The 19,759-nt window shown below is 45.4% G+C and carries 18 protein-coding genes; 16 read left to right on the top strand and 2 right to left on the bottom strand.

Going from position 1 to position 19,759, the window contains the following annotated elements:
• Nucleotides 1–161 precede the first annotated feature (161 nt).
• The 13 genes from NFS31_RS03985 (at nt 162) to NFS31_RS03925 (ending at nt 10,988) form a co-directional block, all read left to right on the top strand.
• On the top strand, nt 162–1,922 hold the full coding sequence (locus NFS31_RS03985) for a hypothetical protein (protein WP_251491859.1): 1,761 nt from the start codon (nt 162–164) through the stop codon (nt 1,920–1,922).
• Between the two features lie 42 nt (nt 1,923–1,964).
• Nucleotides 1,965–3,029, top strand: a complete 1,065-nt coding sequence (locus tag NFS31_RS03980; RefSeq protein ID WP_251491857.1) for a YARHG domain-containing protein — start codon at nt 1,965–1,967, stop codon at nt 3,027–3,029.
• A 96-nt stretch (nt 3,030–3,125) separates the two neighbouring features.
• Complete coding sequence (locus NFS31_RS03975; protein ID WP_251491855.1) at nt 3,126–4,058, top strand: DUF932 domain-containing protein; 933 nt, start codon at nt 3,126–3,128, stop codon at nt 4,056–4,058.
• A 212-nt stretch (nt 4,059–4,270) separates the two neighbouring features.
• Nucleotides 4,271–5,203 (top strand): YqaJ viral recombinase family nuclease, encoded by a 933-nt coding sequence (locus tag NFS31_RS03970; RefSeq protein ID WP_331482472.1) that lies wholly within the window; start codon nt 4,271–4,273, stop codon nt 5,201–5,203.
• Nucleotides 5,204–5,287: 84 nt separating this feature from the next.
• Nucleotides 5,288–6,052, top strand: coding sequence for a hypothetical protein (locus NFS31_RS03965; RefSeq protein ID WP_251491853.1), 765 nt, complete (start codon nt 5,288–5,290; stop codon nt 6,050–6,052).
• 50 nt (nt 6,053–6,102) lie between these two features.
• Nucleotides 6,103–6,474 carry a hypothetical protein gene (locus NFS31_RS03960; protein WP_251491851.1) on the top strand — a complete coding sequence of 124 codons (372 nt, stop codon included), beginning with the start codon at nt 6,103–6,105 and terminating at the stop codon, nt 6,472–6,474.
• Nucleotides 6,475–6,525: 51 nt separating this feature from the next.
• A complete protein-coding gene (locus NFS31_RS03955) occupies nt 6,526–7,353 on the top strand; it encodes a DUF5688 family protein (RefSeq protein ID WP_251491849.1) in 828 nt (275 codons plus the stop codon).
• Nucleotides 7,354–7,549: 196 nt separating this feature from the next.
• A complete protein-coding gene (locus NFS31_RS03950; RefSeq protein ID WP_251491847.1) occupies nt 7,550–8,491 on the top strand; it encodes a BMP family protein in 942 nt (313 codons plus the stop codon).
• A gap of 40 nt (nt 8,492–8,531) precedes the next feature.
• Nucleotides 8,532–8,705 (top strand): hypothetical protein, encoded by a 174-nt coding sequence (locus NFS31_RS03945; RefSeq protein ID WP_251491845.1) that lies wholly within the window; start codon nt 8,532–8,534, stop codon nt 8,703–8,705.
• Between the two features lie 22 nt (nt 8,706–8,727).
• Complete coding sequence (locus NFS31_RS03940; protein ID WP_251491843.1) at nt 8,728–8,895, top strand: hypothetical protein; 168 nt, start codon at nt 8,728–8,730, stop codon at nt 8,893–8,895.
• 70 nt (nt 8,896–8,965) lie between these two features.
• Complete coding sequence (locus NFS31_RS03935; protein WP_251491841.1) at nt 8,966–9,463, top strand: hypothetical protein; 498 nt, start codon at nt 8,966–8,968, stop codon at nt 9,461–9,463.
• Nucleotides 9,429–9,845, top strand: a complete 417-nt coding sequence (locus NFS31_RS03930; protein WP_251491839.1) for an RpnC/YadD family protein — start codon at nt 9,429–9,431, stop codon at nt 9,843–9,845. The genes NFS31_RS03935 and NFS31_RS03930 overlap by 35 nt, the downstream gene beginning before the upstream one ends.
• A 279-nt stretch (nt 9,846–10,124) precedes the next feature.
• On the top strand, nt 10,125–10,988 hold the full coding sequence (locus tag NFS31_RS03925) for an RpnC/YadD family protein (RefSeq protein ID WP_251491837.1): 864 nt from the start codon (nt 10,125–10,127) through the stop codon (nt 10,986–10,988).
• Between the two features lie 130 nt (nt 10,989–11,118).
• On the opposite strand, the gene NFS31_RS03920 is transcribed toward NFS31_RS03925, so the two are convergent.
• Nucleotides 11,119–12,336, bottom strand: coding sequence for a hypothetical protein (locus NFS31_RS03920; RefSeq protein ID WP_251491835.1), 1,218 nt, complete (start codon nt 12,334–12,336; stop codon nt 11,119–11,121).
• A gap of 143 nt (nt 12,337–12,479) precedes the next feature.
• Between NFS31_RS03920 and NFS31_RS03915 the strand changes: the two genes are divergently transcribed.
• A complete protein-coding gene (locus tag NFS31_RS03915; protein WP_251491833.1) occupies nt 12,480–16,772 on the top strand; it encodes a tetratricopeptide repeat-containing protein kinase family protein in 4,293 nt (1,430 codons plus the stop codon).
• 215 nt (nt 16,773–16,987) lie between these two features.
• A complete protein-coding gene (locus NFS31_RS03910; protein ID WP_251491830.1) occupies nt 16,988–17,314 on the top strand; it encodes a hypothetical protein in 327 nt (108 codons plus the stop codon).
• A gap of 583 nt (nt 17,315–17,897) precedes the next feature.
• Here NFS31_RS03910 and NFS31_RS03905 read toward each other — a convergent pair.
• Nucleotides 17,898–18,206: a helix-turn-helix domain-containing protein gene (locus NFS31_RS03905; RefSeq protein WP_251491828.1), complete on the bottom strand. Its 309-nt coding sequence runs from the start codon at nt 18,204–18,206 to the stop codon at nt 17,898–17,900.
• Between the two features lie 219 nt (nt 18,207–18,425).
• On the opposite strand from NFS31_RS03905, the gene NFS31_RS03900 reads away from it, so the two are divergent.
• Nucleotides 18,426–19,757 carry a dynamin family protein gene (locus tag NFS31_RS03900; RefSeq protein ID WP_251491826.1) on the top strand — a complete coding sequence of 444 codons (1,332 nt, stop codon included), beginning with the start codon at nt 18,426–18,428 and terminating at the stop codon, nt 19,755–19,757.
• Nucleotides 19,758–19,759 lie beyond the last annotated feature (2 nt).

Genomic DNA, 19,759 nt, shown 5'->3' with positions numbered 1-19,759 from the left:
GCCTGAGCGCTATTTTGTGAGCTAAAGTATTGATTTTTCAAGGAGCAAATCCCATTTTTAATGTGGGAAGTTTGAGTAAGGTCATAAATATGCTTGCAAATCGATGGATTGAAAGAGGGGCACTGGATTTAACAACCGATATTTTTATTCGGGATTATTACATGCCGTTATATCATGGGAACAGTCTTGCAGTCGATTCCGTTTATGACCAGATTATGGATGCATATAGTAATATTATCATGACCCAGGAGCAGAAAGCTCAATACCGGACCATGCGCAAAAATATGCGCGGACGATGGACCGGCGGCGGGTTTGGCTTAAGCGGTGCAATCGCAGGAGCAGCGACAGCAGGGATGCTTAACGCAGCCAGCGGAATCGGACATGGTATTTTTAATGCGATTGGCAATATCGGGTCAAGCTGGGAGGCGAAGGAGAAGAAAAGGAAACTGTATGAGAATCCTGACACTGTAGGACGTTTGCTGCAGGCGTTAAGTGATGATGCCTTTAATATCCTGCTCGCAAATACAGATTGTGGGAGTGAACGCTTTGGCATAGAATATAAACCGCGATATGAGGAAGAATCGGAGAGAGCGAATGCCATTTTGGGAAATCTTGAAAAGCTACAAGTGGAAGGCAGCAAATTTAAAGAAATGATGGGCGAGCTATTTGAACTCGACCCGTACAATATCCGGTTTTACCGGCTGGCCCTTTCCAGATTTGGAGATGAAAAAAAAGAGCTCCAATCGATGGCCGGATTCTTTGGGTGTGGAAGAGAACTGAACGCATACAAGAATCAGTTATTGGAAGACATGGCTTTAAAACCAGAGAGTGAAGATTTAGCCGGATATCAGAAACTGTTAGAGGAATTAAAACCGAAAGCTCAATATTATGGAATTGATGAAGCATCCAGCCCTGTTTTCAAAAAAGTGCAGGATAATTACAATCGGCTGGAAACCGAAGCGAGGATCTTTGAGGCGACGACATATTCTTCTATTCAGGAAGCGGAGGCAGCGAAGGCAGAGAAGCAGGAGCTGGAGCACATTTTTTCAGGGATTTCATTGACAGAGAAAAAATCAATTTGGGAGGGATTACTGCAGCTAAGAGATTATCCGGTAGAGCGGTATCCAAAAAAGAGCTACTTAGAAGAAGTAGAACGAGCCCTAAAAAATGAAATTATCAACTCGGTTGACAGTCTGGATAAAGCAAGTATCTTGAAGGCACAGGAAGAACTTTCGGAAGCCGGATTCCAGGAGATTTCCGTCGAGAAGGAGATTGGTGATTTAGAGGAGAAATTAAAGAATTTTGATACGAATTTTCGGACAGTGGACGGGGTGCTTTATTCTTCCGATGAAGAAGCAAGGGCGGCCAGGGAAGAGCTTAAATACTGCGAGGATACGCTGAATGCAGTAGATATTGACGATGAAGCAAGTATTTCCTCGGCAATGGAGAAGCTTCGCTCTCATTCGTTTCAGTATATTCATGTGAATGAATATTTGGAAAAAATAGAGCAGGTACTGGAGGCGCTTCAAGTTGAAATGCTGCCGGAAAAGATAGAAAGATTTTTAGAGCGCAGGGATTTCAGCGGGGCCTGGCAGTTTCTAAGGACGGTTGAAGTTCCGGAGGATGCAAGGGAAAAGGAGAAAAAATTGCTGAACCAAAATGCAAAAAGGATGCTGTCAGAAGAGCTTAAGCAGGCAGAAGAATATAAGGATACCGGAATGGGAAATACCCTGCTTGGGGCTGTCTTAATTGTCGTTATCGGAATATTTTTAACCGCGATTTTTCCACTGGCGTTTCCTATTGCGGTTATTATCAGTATTCTGGGTATCATTGGAAATTTGGGCAGAGCAAAAGAGCGGAAAGAATGGAAGAAGGCGTTTGACCTTATTTCTGAGTTAAAGCGGATTGGTTATACATTTTAGAGATACATATTTTTGAGGTTTGATAAGGGAGGAATAGAAGAGATGTTAGCAACAATGATGTTTATTGTAATAATCGTATTGACGATAGTGATCAATAGAATATATCATAAAATTTTTAAAACGGTGTTCTATATTGGCTGGCGGCCAGTATTTATGGAATGGTTCGCTTGCTTTTGTATAGCTACCTTAATTACGGCATCAATCTTATCACTATTTGTCAAAAAGGATCCGGATCGTGATAAAGGACGAAATACTGCTTCATCAGAATCCTACATAGAAACCGATGAAGACATGGAGGATAACAAAGAATATTTGGATTATGATGAGGAGGATAACCTGGAAACGATTTTCGCAGAAGAACAGGAAGATTTTATCAACGCAAATCCAAATTTTTTCCCAGCTGGTTATGATGACCTGGATGAATTGGAACCTTATATCAACTACAGCCTGGATTATGCCTATATGTCGAAAAATCCGCTGAGATATAACGGAACATTCGCTTTCTTAGAAAATCTGCAGGTGAATCAGATTTGGGATGAAAATGCAGATATGGAAGAAATTGAAGCAGAAGATACAGAAGGAAATTTGTACTATGTCCTGTATCCGAATATGAACGTCAATGCAGTGAAGGGTGATCTTGTCCGGGTGATTGCAATGCCTGTTGTTAGTCTTTCCGACGGGAATGAGCCAGAAGCCCAAGGTACAACGCTGGTAATGCTGGCAGGACTTGTGGAAACAATGTCTGCGTCAGAATTATCTGGGGGATATTTTTCTAACATGGAAGCATATCCGAAAGATGCTGCCGGAAATCTGCAGGAAGAATCCGGAAGTAATAATCCTTATGGGGATTCGCTTCTCCTTTGGAAATCTTTTTATGAGCCGCTGAGCCCAGAGGATGTTGCCGGCTTGAGTGCAGATGAGCTGAGAGTTGCCAGGAATGAGATTTATGCCGCGTATGGCAGACAGTTTTCTTCTGCTGATTTGAAGGCGTATTTTGAGGGAAAAAGCTGGTATAGCGGTAGGGTTCCTGCCGATCAGTTTTCGGATGATATACTGACAGAAGTTCAGAAAAACAATGTTGCATTGATTTCATCCTATGAGAAATAATCCTATTTCAGTACAGGATTTGTATCATCAAGTGTTTCTAATATATATTATCTCCCTGAAATATAACAACCAATCAAAATTCAAGGAGGTAATGAAATGTCAGCAGAAGTTGAGACCATGTTTTACACAAGAGAATGTCCCTGGCATGGCCTGGGAACCAGAGTAGAAGAAGCGCCTAATTCCCGTGCGGCCCTGCAGCTGGCTGGGCTGGACTGGAAGGTGATTCAGAAGCCGATTATGACTGGGAACGGACAGCTGATTCCTGGTTTCCGAGCAAATATCCGGGATAAGGACAGCCAGGTTTTGGGTGTAGTGACAAACCGTTACAAAGTCGTACAGAATGAAGATGCCTTCGCCTTTACAGATGCCCTGTTAGGCGAAGGCATTACTTATGAGACTGCAGGCTCTCTGCAGGATGGCAAGCGGACCTGGATTCTGGCAAGGCTTCCCCAACGCTATATCATCAGCGGGGATGAAATCACTCCCTATCTGGTATTTATGAATGCCCATGACGGGACAGGGGCGATCAAAGTAGCCATGACACCAATCCGGGTCGTATGCATGAATACGCTGAATCTGGCATTAGCCCAGGCTAAGCGGTGTTGGTCGGCGGCGCATACAGGGAATATTCAGTTTAAGATCGAGGATGCCAAGGATACCTTGTTCCGTGCAGAAACCTACATGAAGGAACTGGGGAAAACCGTTGAGGAGCTGCGCAGGATAAAGCTTTCCGAGCAGAAGGTAATGGAGTATATTGACCAGTTGTTTCCTGTGTATGATTCCCCTACGTCTCTGCAGAAAAAAAATCAGGCGCGGCTAAAGGAAGATTTAAAGGCCCGATATTTTGATGCACCGGATTTAAAGCATGTGGGGAAAAATGGATACCGGTTCTTAAATGCTGTATCCGACTTTGCAACTCATGCTAAGCCGCTGCGGGAAAGAGCCAATTATAAGGAATGCCTTTTCGCAAAAACAGTGGAGGGGAATGCTATGATTGACCGGGCTTATGAGTTGCTGAAAACAGCGTAGCCGGGGAAAGACAGGAGATAAAACGAGGGAGGACGAGAGATGCCATTTGCAATTATACATGTAATTGTGAAATTATTTAAGTGGTGGTAGTGCAGGTGTCGGAAACAGCAGAACGAGAAGAAAGGAGTGTCTTAGAAGGCACTCCTGTTTTTGCTTTATGCAAATCGATTAAATTGTTTGAGCGTAGATTGAGAGAAGGAGAAGAAGAAACGATGATGAGAAGTGCCATATCAACTGCAGGAATCAGCCGCGAAGAATGGCTGCGCATGAGGAAATCTGGGATAGGTGGTTCAGATGCCGGAGCAGTCTGCGGACTGAATCCATATAGCAGCCCGATGAAGGTATACCAGGATAAAATCTCGGAAGAGATTATCGACCTGGATAATGAGGCCATGCGCCAAGGCAGAGACTTGGAGGAGTACGTAGCCAGACGGTTTATGGAGGAAACCGGGCTAAAAGTACGCCGCTCCAATAAGATGTACCGGAACAGGGATTATCCTTTTATGCTGGCGGACGTGGACCGGTTGGTAGTAGGGGAGGATGCTGGCCTGGAATGCAAGACGGCCAATGCTTTCCAGGCAGGAAAGTGGAAAGAGGGGCAGATTCCGCCCCACTATCTGATTCAATGTCTCCATTACATGGCTGTGACCGGGAAACGGGAATGGTATATCGCGGTAGTCATCCTGGGAAGCGGGTTCCAGTACCAGAAGATCACCTGGGATGATCATGTAATCCAAACACTGATTACAATTGAGGAGGCCTTCTGGAACCAGCACGTTATCCCGAGAGTGATGCCGGAGCCGGACGGTTCTAAAGCCTGTGACGAAGTATTGGCAAAATATTACCATAGCGCCAGGAAGAATAGTGTGGTTCCCTTAGTCGGATTTGATGAAAAGCTGGAGCGGCGGGAAGCATTGCTTAAGACGATTTGGGAACTGGAACAGGAACAGAAGCAGATTGAGCAGGAAATCAAGTGTTTCATGCAGGACAATGAGCTTGCGGTGAATGAGAAGTACCGAATTAGTTGGACGAATGTGGACACTACAAAGCTGGACACCAAACGGATGAAGGAGGAGCGGCCGGAGGTTTATCGGGATTTTGCCAGAACGACTACATCCAGGAGATTCACCATCAAGGCAGCATAGGAACTGGTATCCCGCCAGACTTTTATGTGTGTTAGTGCGTTCTCCGCCGGGCGCATGGAGATTTAGAAAGGAGAAGAGAAAGCAGTGAGTGATATTAAGATAAGACTGCTTCGTGCAGATGAGATAGAATGCAGAATTTCTATGATTAATGAAAAGGGCTTAAGCCTGCTTTTATTCAAGGATGCCCGTGTTGACCAAAAAATATTGGATGAAACCTTTACGCCTTTCGGCTGGAAGCGGAGCCATCAGATGATTGACGGAAATTTATACTGCACAGTAGAGATTTGGGACCATGAGAAAGGACAGTGGGTCGGGAAGCAGGATGTGGGAACCATGAGCTATTCGGAGAAAGAGAAGGGGCAGGCATCGGACAGCTTTAAGCGGGCCTGCTTTAACTGGGGGCTGGGCAGGGAACTGTATACAGCGCCCTTTATCTGGATTCCTGCAGAAGTTGCAAATATCCAAAAAAAGGAAAAGGACAGGGAGCAGAAATATTATACCAGCGACCGGTTCCGGGTGCAGGCAATTTCTTATGACGAGGAAAGAGCGATTGATTTTCTCGTGGTGGTAAACGCTAAGGGGCAGGCTGTATATTCCATGGATAAAAGGAAGGATGCCATGTTGGCAAAGAAGAAGGCAGCTGCAGCCGGAAATATGCCTGGGAATGGATTGGGATACCTTAGCCAGGAACAGCAGGATACGCTGAAAAGGGAACTGGAGCGGACCGGGGTTACATTGGATACAGTACTGGCCCGATACCATCTCCAGTCCCCCGAGCAGATAGATGGGGAAACGTATAGGAAAGCCATGAAATCCCTTAAAAATTCAAAAAGCAGGGAAGCGGCATAGTGTATCCAGGGGCAGAAAAGAAATTTTGAAATTAGGAAGGACGTGTGAAAATGGATAGGAAAAAAGGAGATAACGCAGAAAAAATAAAGGAAGTGCTGGCGGCCCAGGAACCAGACTTTGGGCAATGGCTTTGGGATACATTGGATGATGAAACAAAAGACTTGCTGGAATTGCTTTTGGCAGAGAGATTGTCTTATTTCAGCAAGGAGAGGGAGAAAGAAAGCCCGGGGGATGCCCAGGAAGAACAGGAGCAGTTCCACAAATGGAGGGAATTGTTCACTGGGAAATATCCAGAGATGGAGAAGGATGGGAGTGATTTCCTGGACTGGCTGGTGGCCTGCCAAGGAAGGGAAATTGAGGATGTATACCGCTTTGGGATAAAAGAAGGAATCCACATAGCAAAATGGATTTTCCTTGCTTAAGTGAGGGGAATAGAACGGATAAAAGCAAATGATTGGAAGAAAGGAAAAAATATGTACCGTGTTGAAAAAGAGATATTGGGAGAAATAAAGAATGGGGATTCCACAGCCCAGGGAAACTCTATAAGTCAGATGGGAAAAATATTTTGTGAAGCTGTCGATGGAATACTTCGGGAGATGTTCGATTTCCAGAAGGTTAAGGGAAAGCTGATTTATCAGCTGGTTAATTTTGACCGAAACCAGGAAATGCTGAGGGAGCTTCCATATAAAGAAGTATGTGGTGACCTTACAGCAGTATTCATGATTGTGCTGGGGCAGGGAGAGCATGGGCGGGTGACCACCAAGGTGACGAACCGCCATATGGAGCTTTGGGGGACGGACATAGATGCCTTGTGGCAACTAGCAGAAGAAAATACGCCAAAGCTGTGCCCAGTAAAATGGATGCGCTTGCAAGATATGCTTAAGGAGATAACAGAAGGGATACCAGATTTCGGGAATCTGCTGGGGAGCTGCCACGATGAAGTGATGGGAATCCCGGGAAAAGAAAGAAGAAATCCATCTGACCTTATGTATGTGCTGACGAATACAGTAAACGTTAGAGGAGCAGCGTCCATCCTGTATCCCGGCGTTTTAAAGGAGATGGCAGAAGAGATGGGAGGTGATTTTATCATCTTTCCTTCCAGCATCCATGAAACCATCCTGGCGAAAATTGATGGCTTTTTTGACTGGGAGGAAGCAGAAACAATCGTCAGGGAAATCAACCGAAAGGAGGTAGCACCGGAGGATATCTTGTCAGATATGGTATACTATTACAGCCAAGAAAAAGACTGTATTATGCTGGCCCGGGAAACAGGGGGTGGAGTCTGCAGCATATTATGGTGATGGGCAGCTGCAGATAAGCTGCAGATACTGGCATCCATGGGGAAATCCGCCTGCCATAGTTTAAGGGCAGGCGGATTTTGGGATTGCCCTTGAAGGGCATAAATTTTTTTTGTATAATAGGGTTAGAAAGGTGAAAAGACATAAATAAGGGCAGGAACTTGGCTGCCCTATAGCAAATGAAGATAAGGGGAACTGGATGGAAGAAAAGGATGTAAAGAAGAATACCGACACGGCGATTGCCTACCAAAACAAAGACATCGTGTCCAAGTTTTTTGGTGACCGGATGAAAGGGAAATCCCTATCGCTGTTCCATTTAAAAAGTGATTTGAAGGTAGTGGATGTAAGGCCCACGAATATTCCAATCGTCCAGGCCAGGGAGCTTAGGATGGATAACCTATTTGAGCTGGAAGATGGGAGCGTGGCGATTTTAGATTATGAAAGTCAGTATAAGACAGAAAATTTTACAAAATATGGCCGGTACATTATGGAGGTGCTGGACCGCTGCTTAAGGGAGGGAAAGCTGCCGGATATCCATATGATGGTGCTGTACACAGCAGATATTGAAGAGGTTAACACGATTTTGGAATGTACGGCCTGTAAGATACGAGTAGAAGCCTCCTATCTGATGGAAGTCCCTTCCGATAAATGGCTGGAGGATGCCAAAAGGCACATATCAGAAGGCAAGGTTACGGATGAGGTGCTGATGCACCTGGTCATCCTGCCATTGACCTATAAAGGGGAGGAAGAAAAGCAAAAGGCAATCAGGCAATGTGCGGACTTGGCGAGGCAGATACCGGATAAAGAACAGGAGAGCTTTGTCATGGCGGGGATACTGACATTTACAGATAAAATAATCAGTGATGAAACGAAGCAGTATATCAAGGAGGTGCTTGGAATGACGCAGGTTGGAAAGATGCTGATGGACGAAGCTAGACAGCAGGGACTGCAGCAAGGGATACAGCAAGGAATACAGCAAGGAATGCAACAAGGAATGCAGCAAGGGGATATGGAAAGAGCAAAGAAAACAGCGTTAAATATGTTGAGGCGGGGGGATTCTTTAAATGATATAGCGAATATTTTGGATCTTCCGGTTGAGCGGATTAAAACCTGGGAAGAAGAAGCTTGTGCAATGGCATAAAAATCAAATTAATTAGAAATATATCAATGAGGTGTTAGGCATGACGCAGGTTGGAAAGATGCTGATGGATGAGGCCAGACAAGAAGAAGCAACCCAAACAGTTATGAATATGCTGAAATCCGGAAAATTTTCTGTAGAGGAGATCCAGGAATATGTCCCCAGATTATCAATCCATGAGATTCAAACGATTGCGGGGGAATTGAACCGTACTTGACTATAGCAAAGAGGGTGATGGAATGCAGCAGACATTTGGTTTTACAACCCCGCCAGAGGAACACTGGAAGTATTGCCCATACTGTATGAATCCGCTGGGGAAAGTGGAAATCATAAAGCGGAAAACGAAACGGATTGCTGTATGTAAAAAATGCAAAAAAATGATTGATGAACGTCATATTCGTTGGTAAATATCAACTTTATGCAAGAGGAAGATATCAATAGTTGACTGTGGGGCCAATTATCGACAAGGGGAACCGGATGGAAGAAAAGGATACAAATAAGAAGAAGGATACTGATGCTACGATTGCGTATCAAAACAAAGACATTGTTTCCAAGCTGTTTGGGGACAGGATGAAAGGAAAATCCCTTTCGCTGTTTGGATTGGGAAGCGACTTGAAGGTGGTAGATGTAAAGCCTACAAATATCCCCATCGTCCAGGCCAGGGAGCTTAGGATGGACAATTTGTTTGAGCTAGAAGATGGAAGCGTGGCAATCCTGGATTATGAGAGTGCCTATAAGAAGGCGAACTTTACCAAATATGGCCGCTATATCATGGATGTGATCGACCGTTACCTCAGGGAAGAAAAAGAGCCGGATATCCATATGATGGTACTGTATACGGCAGACATTGAGGAAGCGAAGGCCAGCATGGAACGGACTGCCTGCCTGCCGGATACAGGTGGAAGCATCTTACCTTGCCGGGGTTCCGTCAGAGGAATGGATGGAGGACGCCAGGAAACGCATAGAGGAAGGTAATATAACGGACGAAATGCTGATGCATCTGGTGATCCTCCCCTTGACCTATAAAGGGGAAGAAAAGAAGCAGAAAGCCATTAAAGATTGTGTAGACCTGGCAAAGCAGATACCAGATAAGGAGCAGGAAACGTTTGTGTTAGCAGGAATACTGGCCTTTACCGATAAGATAATCAGTGATGAAACGAAACAATATATCAAGGAGGTGTTGGGGATGACGCAAGTTGGGAAGATGTTGATGGATGAAGCCAGGCAAGAAACGAAAAAGAAGACAGCCAGGAATATGCTGAAAAGAGGGGATTCGTTGGAAGAGATAGCCGAGGTCTTAGAACTTTCCGTTGAAACGATTAAAGTTTGGGAACAGGAAGCGTGTGCGGTGGTGTAAACATCCATACACCAATTTATACACCAAATAGTTAAATAATCATAAACCCCAATAATCAAAAAATAAAAGGAAAGGCAGCGGATATGCCGGATTTAAGCGGTAATAAACCGTGAAAATCCAGTATATCCACAACCTCCCCTTTTTATCCGGCCCACCTGTGAAAGCACAGGCGGGCCGGATTTTTTTGCTGTACTTTCTTGAATCACAGAGCTTTTTTCAGTATAATAAAAACAGAGGCAATGCATTAAATCGTACAGATCAAAAGAGAAAGGAAGCTGAATGGGGCCGAAAGATACAGGTATTGCAGTAGCATATCAGAATAAAGATATTGTTTCAAAGCTTTTTGGAAATCACATGAAGGGAAAGCCGCTGTCTTTGTTTGGGCTGGGAACGGACTTAAAAGTAGTGGATGTCAAACCGACCGATATTCCGCTTGTCCGGGCAAGAGAGCTCCGGATGGATAATTTGTTTGAGCTGGAAGATGGAAGCGTTGCGATTCTGGACTATGAGAGTGAATACAGGAAAACCAATTTTACCAAATATGGGCGCTATATCGTAGATGTGATCGAGCGGTATCTGAAAGAGGGAAAAGAGCCGGATATCCATATGATGGTATTATATACGGCGGATATTGAGAGGGCGGAGACGGTACTTGGGCGGACAGCCTGCAGGATACAGACAGAAGCGGCGTATCTGACGGGAGCGCCGTCAGAGGAATGGCTGGAGCAGGCCAGGAAGAGTATTGAGAATCAGACAATTACAGATGAGACGCTTATGCATCTGGTGATTCTTCCGCTGACTTACAAGGGGGAAGAAAAGAAACAGAAGGCAATCAAAGAATGCGTGGATTTGGCAAGGAAGATATCGGATAAGGAACAGGAATCCTTTGTGCTGGCGGGAATACTGAGTTTTACCGACAAGGTAATCAGCGAGGAAACCAGGCAATATATTAAGGAGGTGTTGGGAGTGACGCAGGTTGGAAGAATGTTAATGGATGAGGGCAGACAGGAAGGCAGGCAGGAAACAGCCAAAAAAACAGCCAGAAATATGTTAAAGAGAGGCGACTCACCGGAAGCGATAGCAGAAGTTTTAGAATTTCCAGTGGAGACAATCAGGGCATGGGAGAAGGAAGCTTGCGTGTAACCGTTCAGAGGTTATCCGAACGGTTACGCCTGCGCAGCGATATAAAGGTCTGGCGGCAGTAAGAAACTGTCATGAAAACCGTTTGGCGGCAAAATGCTGTCTGAGATGTGATAATATTTAGGCAGGCCGGTCATGCGCTGTCTATGCTGCTGATTACCCCTCTTAAAGCATCCAACGGTTTTTTGCAGGCCGAAGCCCAGAGGAACAGCCAGTCGTAGGGGTTTCCCGGAAAAAGGTCTTCATAACCACATTCGGCCAGGAGGGCGTTGGTTTCGTCGCAGTAAATGTCAAAGGGACTGTGGTCAATTAAATCGGGCTGTAAAAGCAGGGCTGCCCAGAAATGATAAAATTTTAACAAAATCAGGCATTTCCGGATGGAATCATAGGAAGTGGAGCTTCCACAGCGGTTTAAAATATCAGAAAACGTTTTTTTGCTGGGGAAATTCCGTTTTACGAAGAGGGGGACCGGCGCCTGCCTGGAGAGGCCGGAATTGAGGGTAATCATCCGCTCTAACATAAAATCTACAGAGTCGATACTCTTGCCGGAGATATAATCAAATCGGCCGCCGCGGGCTGCCAGCAGGTATTCCTGTACGATAAGGCCGCATTGACGGACTTCTTTGGGGAGAAATGTCTTGCCGGCTTTGCATGCATTTATCACGGCTTTGTCCGATTTCTTTCCCCGTATGAGCTTGTCAAACCCGTTGATATATTTCATGGCAGTCTGATTCCACTGATGGAAAATATGTTTGTTATGTTTGAAAAAGCGGAGCAGTTCCTCATCGGTTTCACAGCGTTTCAGAGAATGGATGATGTCTTTTGTAAAAACGGTCCCGGAGCCGGAGGGGGATTTGGGGTCAGGGAACGCGCGGATGACGGCAATCAGCTTTTCAGCATGGCGATAGGGAAGCTTATGGGTGAGGCAGTAATCATAAACCGCTTCTTCCACGGTATGGCAGTTGAATGTCCTGTCAAAATAAACACGGCCGAAAAACCACTCCATATCGGCCGGGGAGACGGACAGGGCAAAGCATACATGAAACATATGTTCCCTGCTTTCGGAGGAAGAATTGGGGCGGCGCTTTTCCCTGAACCAGTCGAGAACCGTCGATTTTGTGATGGATATCTCTGCTTCTGAGAGCTTAGATAAGAGAAAACGGGTTTTGTCATCGGTATGGTCCGGGCGTCCTTTGTATCCATATTTACTGATCAGCTCTGTCAGTCCGGATGAAAACGAAGGAAAATGTTCCGGATTATTTAAATATTCCAGGGCATAGGCCGGATCCGCCTTATCAGAATCGATTGGCCAGTTAAAGCTGTCACTGGACTGTGTAGATGTAATTGCCATTATTCATTCTCCTTTAACTGCTGTAATTGTGTTCATTATACTACAATTCGGCCTGTTTAGGAGGATGAATTTTCGCGCTGCTGAAAGCGGAACATAAGATTTTATGCGCCGGAGCGGCTGATTTCGTGAGAAAGGGGGGGACGATGCTGGATGACAGAACAGCGCTTGCAAAAGGAGCGGCGGTAGAGTCAGAGGCCGGAGTGAAATATACGATCATTGAGGAAGCCGGGAGAGGCGCCAGTTGCATTGTATATAGCGCATTCTGCACGGATACATCAGGACACAGGCATTTGGTGCGGCTGAAAGAATGCTATCCCTGCCATTTGGATATACGGAGAAAGCAGGACGGCGGGTTGGAAGCGCCGCCTGGCGCGGAGGATGCGTTTGAAGGAGAGAAGAAACAATTTGAAGCGGCGTATGCAAAAAACGTGGCTTTAAAACATACATTGGGGCTGATCAATTCTACGGTGGATGCAATGGATCTCTTTTCCGGCCATCATACCCGCTATTCTGTCATGGCATGCATGGAGGGCAGGGATTACCGCCGGGATGCGGATGAGAATCTGCAGTCCCTGTTTACCCGGATCCTCACACTGGCAAAGATCATAAAAAAATATCATGACCATGGGGTGCTCTATCTGGATATCAAGCCCGAGAATATTTTTTTAATTCCTGAGACAAAGGAGCATATGATTCTGTTTGATTTTGATTCTCTGGTGGAAAAAGAGAAGCTGAGAGACGGGACGGCGGTAAGGCTTTCATTTTCGGATGGTTTTGCAGCCCCGGAGCTGGCGCGGGGAAACAGAAACAGGATATGCGAAGGGACTGATATCTACTCCATCGGCGCAGTGGTTTTTTACAAGCTGTTCGGAAGGACGCCCAATGCGTTTGACGGCGCAGTGGAGGCCAATTATGATTTCAGCCGGATGAAGATAAGAGATGAGCGGTATCAGCCTGATTTATACCGGGAGATGAGCGTGTTTCTGCATAAGACAATCGCCCCATCGGTTTTCAGCAGGTACCAATGCATTGACAACCTGATCGCGGCGCTCGAAACGCTGATCCGTATGTCAGATGTTGGCCGTGTCTTTTTATACCACAATTTTTCCTATAATTCGGCCTGCTTTATCGGGCGGAGGGAAGAATTGCTGGAAATAGGGGAAATCTTTGATTCCGGGCAGCAGCTTGTCTTTCTGTCAGGGATCGGAGGGATCGGAAAGACAGAGATTGCCAAAAGATATGCTTTTGAGAATGCCGGAAAATACGGAAAAGTTGTATTTGTCCCCTTTGCGGACTCCATTTTGGAAACGGTTTGCAGGGATGATCTGCGCATCAATGGCGTTGAACAGGGGGAGGAGGAGACGAACGGGCAGTATTTTGAGAGAAAGCTTGGTATCTTAAAGACCGTTGTTTCAGCCAATGACCTCATCATTCTCGATAACTTTGATGTGGATTATGACGAGAATCTGGAAAAAATACTGGAGTGCCCGTGCAGATTTTTAATTACCTCAAGAGAGGTTTTCCGGGACTATGATTACACGCAGATTGATGTGGAACGTCTGGGGGAGGCAGAAGAAATCCTTCAGTTGTTCCGGGTCTGTCATCCACAGGAATACGGCCCGGAGGAGCAGGAGCAGATTCAGGAAATCATTGAGATAGTAGACCAGCATACCATGACGGTGGAGCTGATCGCAAAATATCTGCGCACCACAGGCGAGAGGCCGGGGATACTCTTGAAAAAACTGCTGAGAACAGAGGGGATTGCCGGTACAGAGGAAACCGGCGTCCGCCACAGAAAGGACCGAAGGCTCCGGGCAGAGAGCATCCATAACCATCTGCTGGCCCTGTTTGATTTATCCGGGTTTTCTGCAAAACAGGAAGAGATGATGAGAAGCCTGTCGCTTCTGGGCTATGTCCGCATTGCGAAAAAAAGGTTTTGTGAATACTGCGGCGCAGAGGATCATGAAACGGAATTGGACATACTGATCCGCCGGGGCTGGGTGGAGTATGATGAAGCTTCCGGCAAGATATCGCTGCATCAGATTATTCTGGATCTGGTATATAACGATATGCAGCCATGCGCTGAAAACTGCCCTCATATCGTGGGCGCAATGACAGACTATCTCAGAGAGAGTATGCCGAATCATGTGGAACGGCGGATCCAAAGAAAGCTGCTGGGCTATTTTATCCGCAGAGTGAGGGGAGCGAATCTGGCTTATGCCGGGCTGTGCGTATCGTACTGCGAACACATAGCAAGACATTCAGAGTACCTGGATCGCGCAGAAGAAATCTGCCTGCCAAATGCGGAGAGGGGCTCAAGGGATCTGCTGCAGAGGATCTGCCGGGTGAAGATGCAGGCGGCGGGCTCGGATGATGATTTGTCTGCGCAAATGCTGGAGAGGGATGACTTTGACGAGGACAGATATTGGGAAGAAAAATCCGTGGAAGTCTGCAGGTTAGCAAGAAAAGCATACGCTTATGCCAGGGATTTCAGCGAAGAGCCTGCGTTTCTTGGAACCTTTTGTATAGAACTGGCCGGCGAGCTGGATGGTATTGTGGCAGACAGCCTGTTCTGGTCAATGCAGACAGAAAGACAACCCTATCTGGACCGAATCATGGATTTGATGATGAATTTGCTGGATGATGCAGCGGGATACTTTCTGAAGTCCGGGCTGGATTTGGGTGAAAAGAGAAGGCTGTTCCGCCAGATGCAGGAGTTTTACAGAACCGATGATTATACATCCATGTACCGCTCCATTTATTACGGCAATGCAGAAACGGCATATAAATACCAGCAGATTATCGACAGCCTCCGGGAGCCGGGGGATGCGGCAGTCTATATAGGGCCGGGCCATGCAGATTTGTCAGATCTGGCGAAGGAGGCGGAAGAACAAGGGGAATACCAAAAGGCGGTGGAATACTATCAGAAAGCCTGCGGGGAGGGGACAGAGCCCTACCAGACTGCGCTGCGCCAGATTGCGCATATCTATTTGAAGCTGGATGACAGGGATACGGCAAAAGAATATCTGGAACGAATACTGGAAATCGATAGGGAACGCGAATACGGGCATAACGTTCTGTATACGAATCATGTGTGCTGCGAACTGATTGACTTGTTTATGGAAGAAAAAAATGACGAAAAAGCCAGGAAGTACAGCGAAGAGTTAATTCATTATAATATCCGGTATGTGGAAGAGGAGAATAACGCCTTTCACATCAAATGGCTGATCGCGGCATATTATCGGTTATATAAAATAGAACCATGCGCTGAAAAAAAGCAGGAATACTGGAAAAGCGCCGCTATGTATTTTTCCATGCTTCCAGAAGAAGAAACATGTTCAGAAGAACTTGTGGAGTTTTTGGTGGAGCTGGCGGATCATCAGGAAAAAGAGGCCGATAAAATACAAAAGGCATTTGCGTACAGAGAGCGCGCGAAAGACGGATACATGTGGGAAAACACGATCCCGTTTCTGGATTATATTTTGCGGCTCTGTGAAGAAAAGCCGGAATACGCCAGGCAGCAGGTGATGGCCAGGCTCTGTTACAGCGAGGCATTGTCCCGGATGTATGCAGAACAGGGCGAAGAAGCCCTTTCACATGCCCTCAGGGCAAACGAGCTGTATGATCAAAGCGGAATGGAAGATGCGTATGTGTACAGCCTGATCCATAAAGCTATCGGACATTGCTATTCCAATAGCAGTGATTACGATTATGATCAGGCGCTGGAAGAAAAGAGAAAATGCAATTACCTTCTTTTAGCGGAGCATGACGCCGCGGGAAAATCAGAAGAGCAGCGGATAGAAATATGGAAGGAGGCAGCCCGCGCGTATAACGAGGTAGAAAACAGTGCGATGGAAGAACTCTGTTATGAAAGGCTGTTCGCGGTGTTTGACCCCATCCTGGGCCGGTATGCATACAGCGGATTTGACGAATACTGGTATGCAGCGTTAGAACAGGTTTCCTGCTATATGCGTTTAAAGAAATGGCAAAAGGCGGGAGAACGGATCATAGATTTATATGAAAAGCTGCTGGGCGAATATGGCAAACGGGCCCGTGAAAGCGATTCCGGGAACAGCGCCCGGGAATTCCGGGACAGGCTCATCACATGCGCGGATAAGCTTGCGGAGGCTCAGAGGGAGAACGAAGCATTCTGGATGTATATCATGGCGATCCCGGCCGGAGTTAATGGAACAATTCCGACAAAATGGCGGTGTGCGGATGATACGGCGGACGCGGTCAGGCAGAGAGAATTATGGACGGAATTTTCCAGTGTCCTGCACGGGACTGTCACAAGCCGGAATGTGGAGGACATCATCAATATTTATGAAAAAGTAAAGCCGGTATTGGAAGAAGATGTGGAATTAGAAGAATTTTATAAGGAGCTGAGGTGGTTTTCAGAAAGGTATCAGTACCAGAATATAGAGTTTAAACGGTAAAACGGGCGTGATGCCCGTTTTTTTCTGTGCGCCAAATACAGAAAACAAAAAGCGCGGCTGTCCAAAAGAGCGTTTGTAACAGTTCGGATAACCCTGGACTGTTATGGGCGTTGGCCAAAAATGGTTTTTACAAATTGAAAATAAAAATCTGGTAGAATATGGAACGCAGGGAATCAGGAGAAAGAACCAATCAGATTTTGAGGAGGTCACAGGCTGTGGAAGCAAATGAAAACCAGAAAAGGAACGGCAGGCGGACAGGGATCGATGCAGAGACGGAAAAAATAATAAGCATGCTGATTGCAGAACGGATTGCCTGCTCCGGGAGAGAATGGGGGAAGACATATCCGGAGGAGGAGCGTCAGAAAACGGAGCTGATAGAACGGTGGGAAGCGCTTTTAAAAGAGCAGCGCCCGGAAATCCTGAGGGAGAACAGCAGTTTCGCGGACAGCATCATCGCGGTTACGCGCGGGGAATTGGAAGGGCTTTATTTGTTCGGGCTGAAGGATGGGGTGCGGCTGATGCGGGCCCTGCTCCGTGTGTAAGCGGCGCGGAAGGCGGAGGCCCGGGCGATGAAATACCCGGGGAATGAACGCGTAATGCGAACGGAGATGGCTGTCCCGGAATTTGGCTGTGCAAAAACACCGGATAAGCCGATACAAAAGGAAATGGCAAAACAAAAATACGAAACAGGAAAAGGAGATAATTTATGAACAGCTTGTTATTATTTGCATATATTATTTTATCCTATATAGCGATTGACAGGGTATGGTATTCAAAGAGGAGCTATATTATTCGTAACCATGGAGCTTTCTATACGATGAAGATCTCGTTAGCGATTCTGTTTGGTTTCATTTTTATTCCGATATTTATCATACAGATGATAGTTTCAAAAAAATAGTGTCAGAAGCAGTCATATATTCAGATTTCCCGCGCCATTTGGCGCTCTGGGCCCCGAAAAGGGATCCTGTTTTTACATCGGCGAGACGGAAATGACATTCGCGCATCATCCTGGTACAGCATTGCATAAATAACGGTGAATTCAGCATCCGATATTTATGCGATGCTGTACTGGCAGGCGGCGGCAGGAGGAACTGGCTGGGTGCGCCAGTTCCCAGGATGTGAAAGTCACCTTAAAAAAGCTTCTATGATATAGAGAACAGCCTCGCGCTGCTTCCGGTTCAGCAGGCCCCATTTGTCTAACAATAATTCTTGCTCCTGATTCAATGATTTTCTGGTTCCGGTGCTGAAAAATTCGGACAGGGAGATGCCAAACGTATTGCAGATGATTTCAAGCTTATCGACAGGCGGAAGCAGATTTTTCTGGTACCAGGTTGCGATCGTGGATTGAGGGATATCTGAAAGCTTTGCCAGCTTGTATACAGAAAGCCCTCTGGCTTCCCGCAGCTCCTGTAACCGTTCCAGTACATTGAACATAATACCACCTCTTTTAAATTAATTATTACGATAATTTTATTTCGGCAAAACGATGGACAATAGATAAAAGACGTATAATATATATCGTATATACGATATATCGGCTGGAAATATGCAGATAGTGGAGATTTTTTAAGGAACAAAGAAGTGGAATTCCTGCTATGAACAGAATGTATGATGAAGCAAACCAATAAATGTAATTACCCGGAGATAACAAGTATGAATCCAATCATGTTAGAAACATCCCAGATGCTGAGAAATCATCCTATTTTAAACGAAAAGCAGAGCTATAAATTAAAGTATATCAATATACTGGAATACTTTATCCGCAAGTATTCGGCAAATGACGCATGGGCAAATCAGACACTGAAACTTTATATAAAAAAAGTCCTTGGTAATGAGGATAATTACCAATACAGGAATTTCAATTTGCAGCGCGATTCAAAACCTGTATTGGCGACAAAATTCCGAATTTTTAAGTTTTTTACATACCGATACTGCCTGATCATTGATTGTATATTTATCTGTGCATACGAAGATAAGGATAAGGGAGAACAGATTTTTGCAGAACTCTCATCTATATATCGCAAACGGTATCAGAAAAAGATTCGGCAGGTATTTGATTCTCTGTATGACCGTTCGGATTCCGTTGAGGGTATTGAGCAAATACAGTATTTGAAGACTTGTTGGGATCAAAACAGGGCTTTTACAGGGGATAAGCCGATTAAGGTAATTGTTACTGCAAATATGAGCGCAGGCAAATCAACGCTTTTGAATGCGTTTGTGGGTAAGAAAGTGAATAAAACGCAAAACGACGCCTGTACAGCAAAAATACATTACATCTTAAATAAGCCATACGATGACGGCTTTTGCTACGAATTGGATCATCTGTTAGAGTTGGATGCGGATTATAAAACCTTAATGGAAGATAACTCAGATAACAGAAGTTCTGTAATTATGGTTGGCTCTTTCTTTAGGACGGTTGGTACAAAGGCAAAACGGATCTGGTTTATTGATACGCCTGGAGTGAACTCTTCCCAGGATATTTCTCACCGGGAAATTGCCGAAAAAACCATTTGCAGTACAGACGCGGATTTGCTGATTTATCTGTTGAATGGTGAAAATATTGGAACGGATGACGACAGAAAACATCTGTTGTTCATATTGGACAATTATCACGGAAAAATTATTTTTGTTGTAAATAAGTTGGATCGCTTCAGGAAAAAAGAAGATTCCGTTACTGCTACGCTTGAAACTGTCATATCTGACTTAAGCAATATGGGATTTGAAGCCCCTGCTGTTGTACCGGTTTCGTCATATGCGGCATATCTTGCAAAAATGAGCATTTTTGCAGAACCACTTGATGAAGATGAGCAGGACGAATTCGACAGAATGTCAAAAAAAATGAAGAAAAAAGAATATCAATTCGGTAATTACTACCCTGATCATATACAAAGCAATGTCCGTGTCAGGAGAGAAGATGAAAATTATCAGTTACTGCTGCACTCAGGTCTGCCGTATCTTGAAAATATAATTTATAATATGAGGTGATA

Origin of the sequence: Otoolea muris (assembly GCF_943193115.1) — a bacterium.
In the GTDB taxonomy this organism is placed as follows: Bacteria; Bacillota; Clostridia; order Lachnospirales; family Lachnospiraceae; genus Otoolea; species Otoolea muris.
Note: the sequence above shows the minus strand (reverse complement) of the source record. Positions and strands in the feature narration are given on the sequence as shown.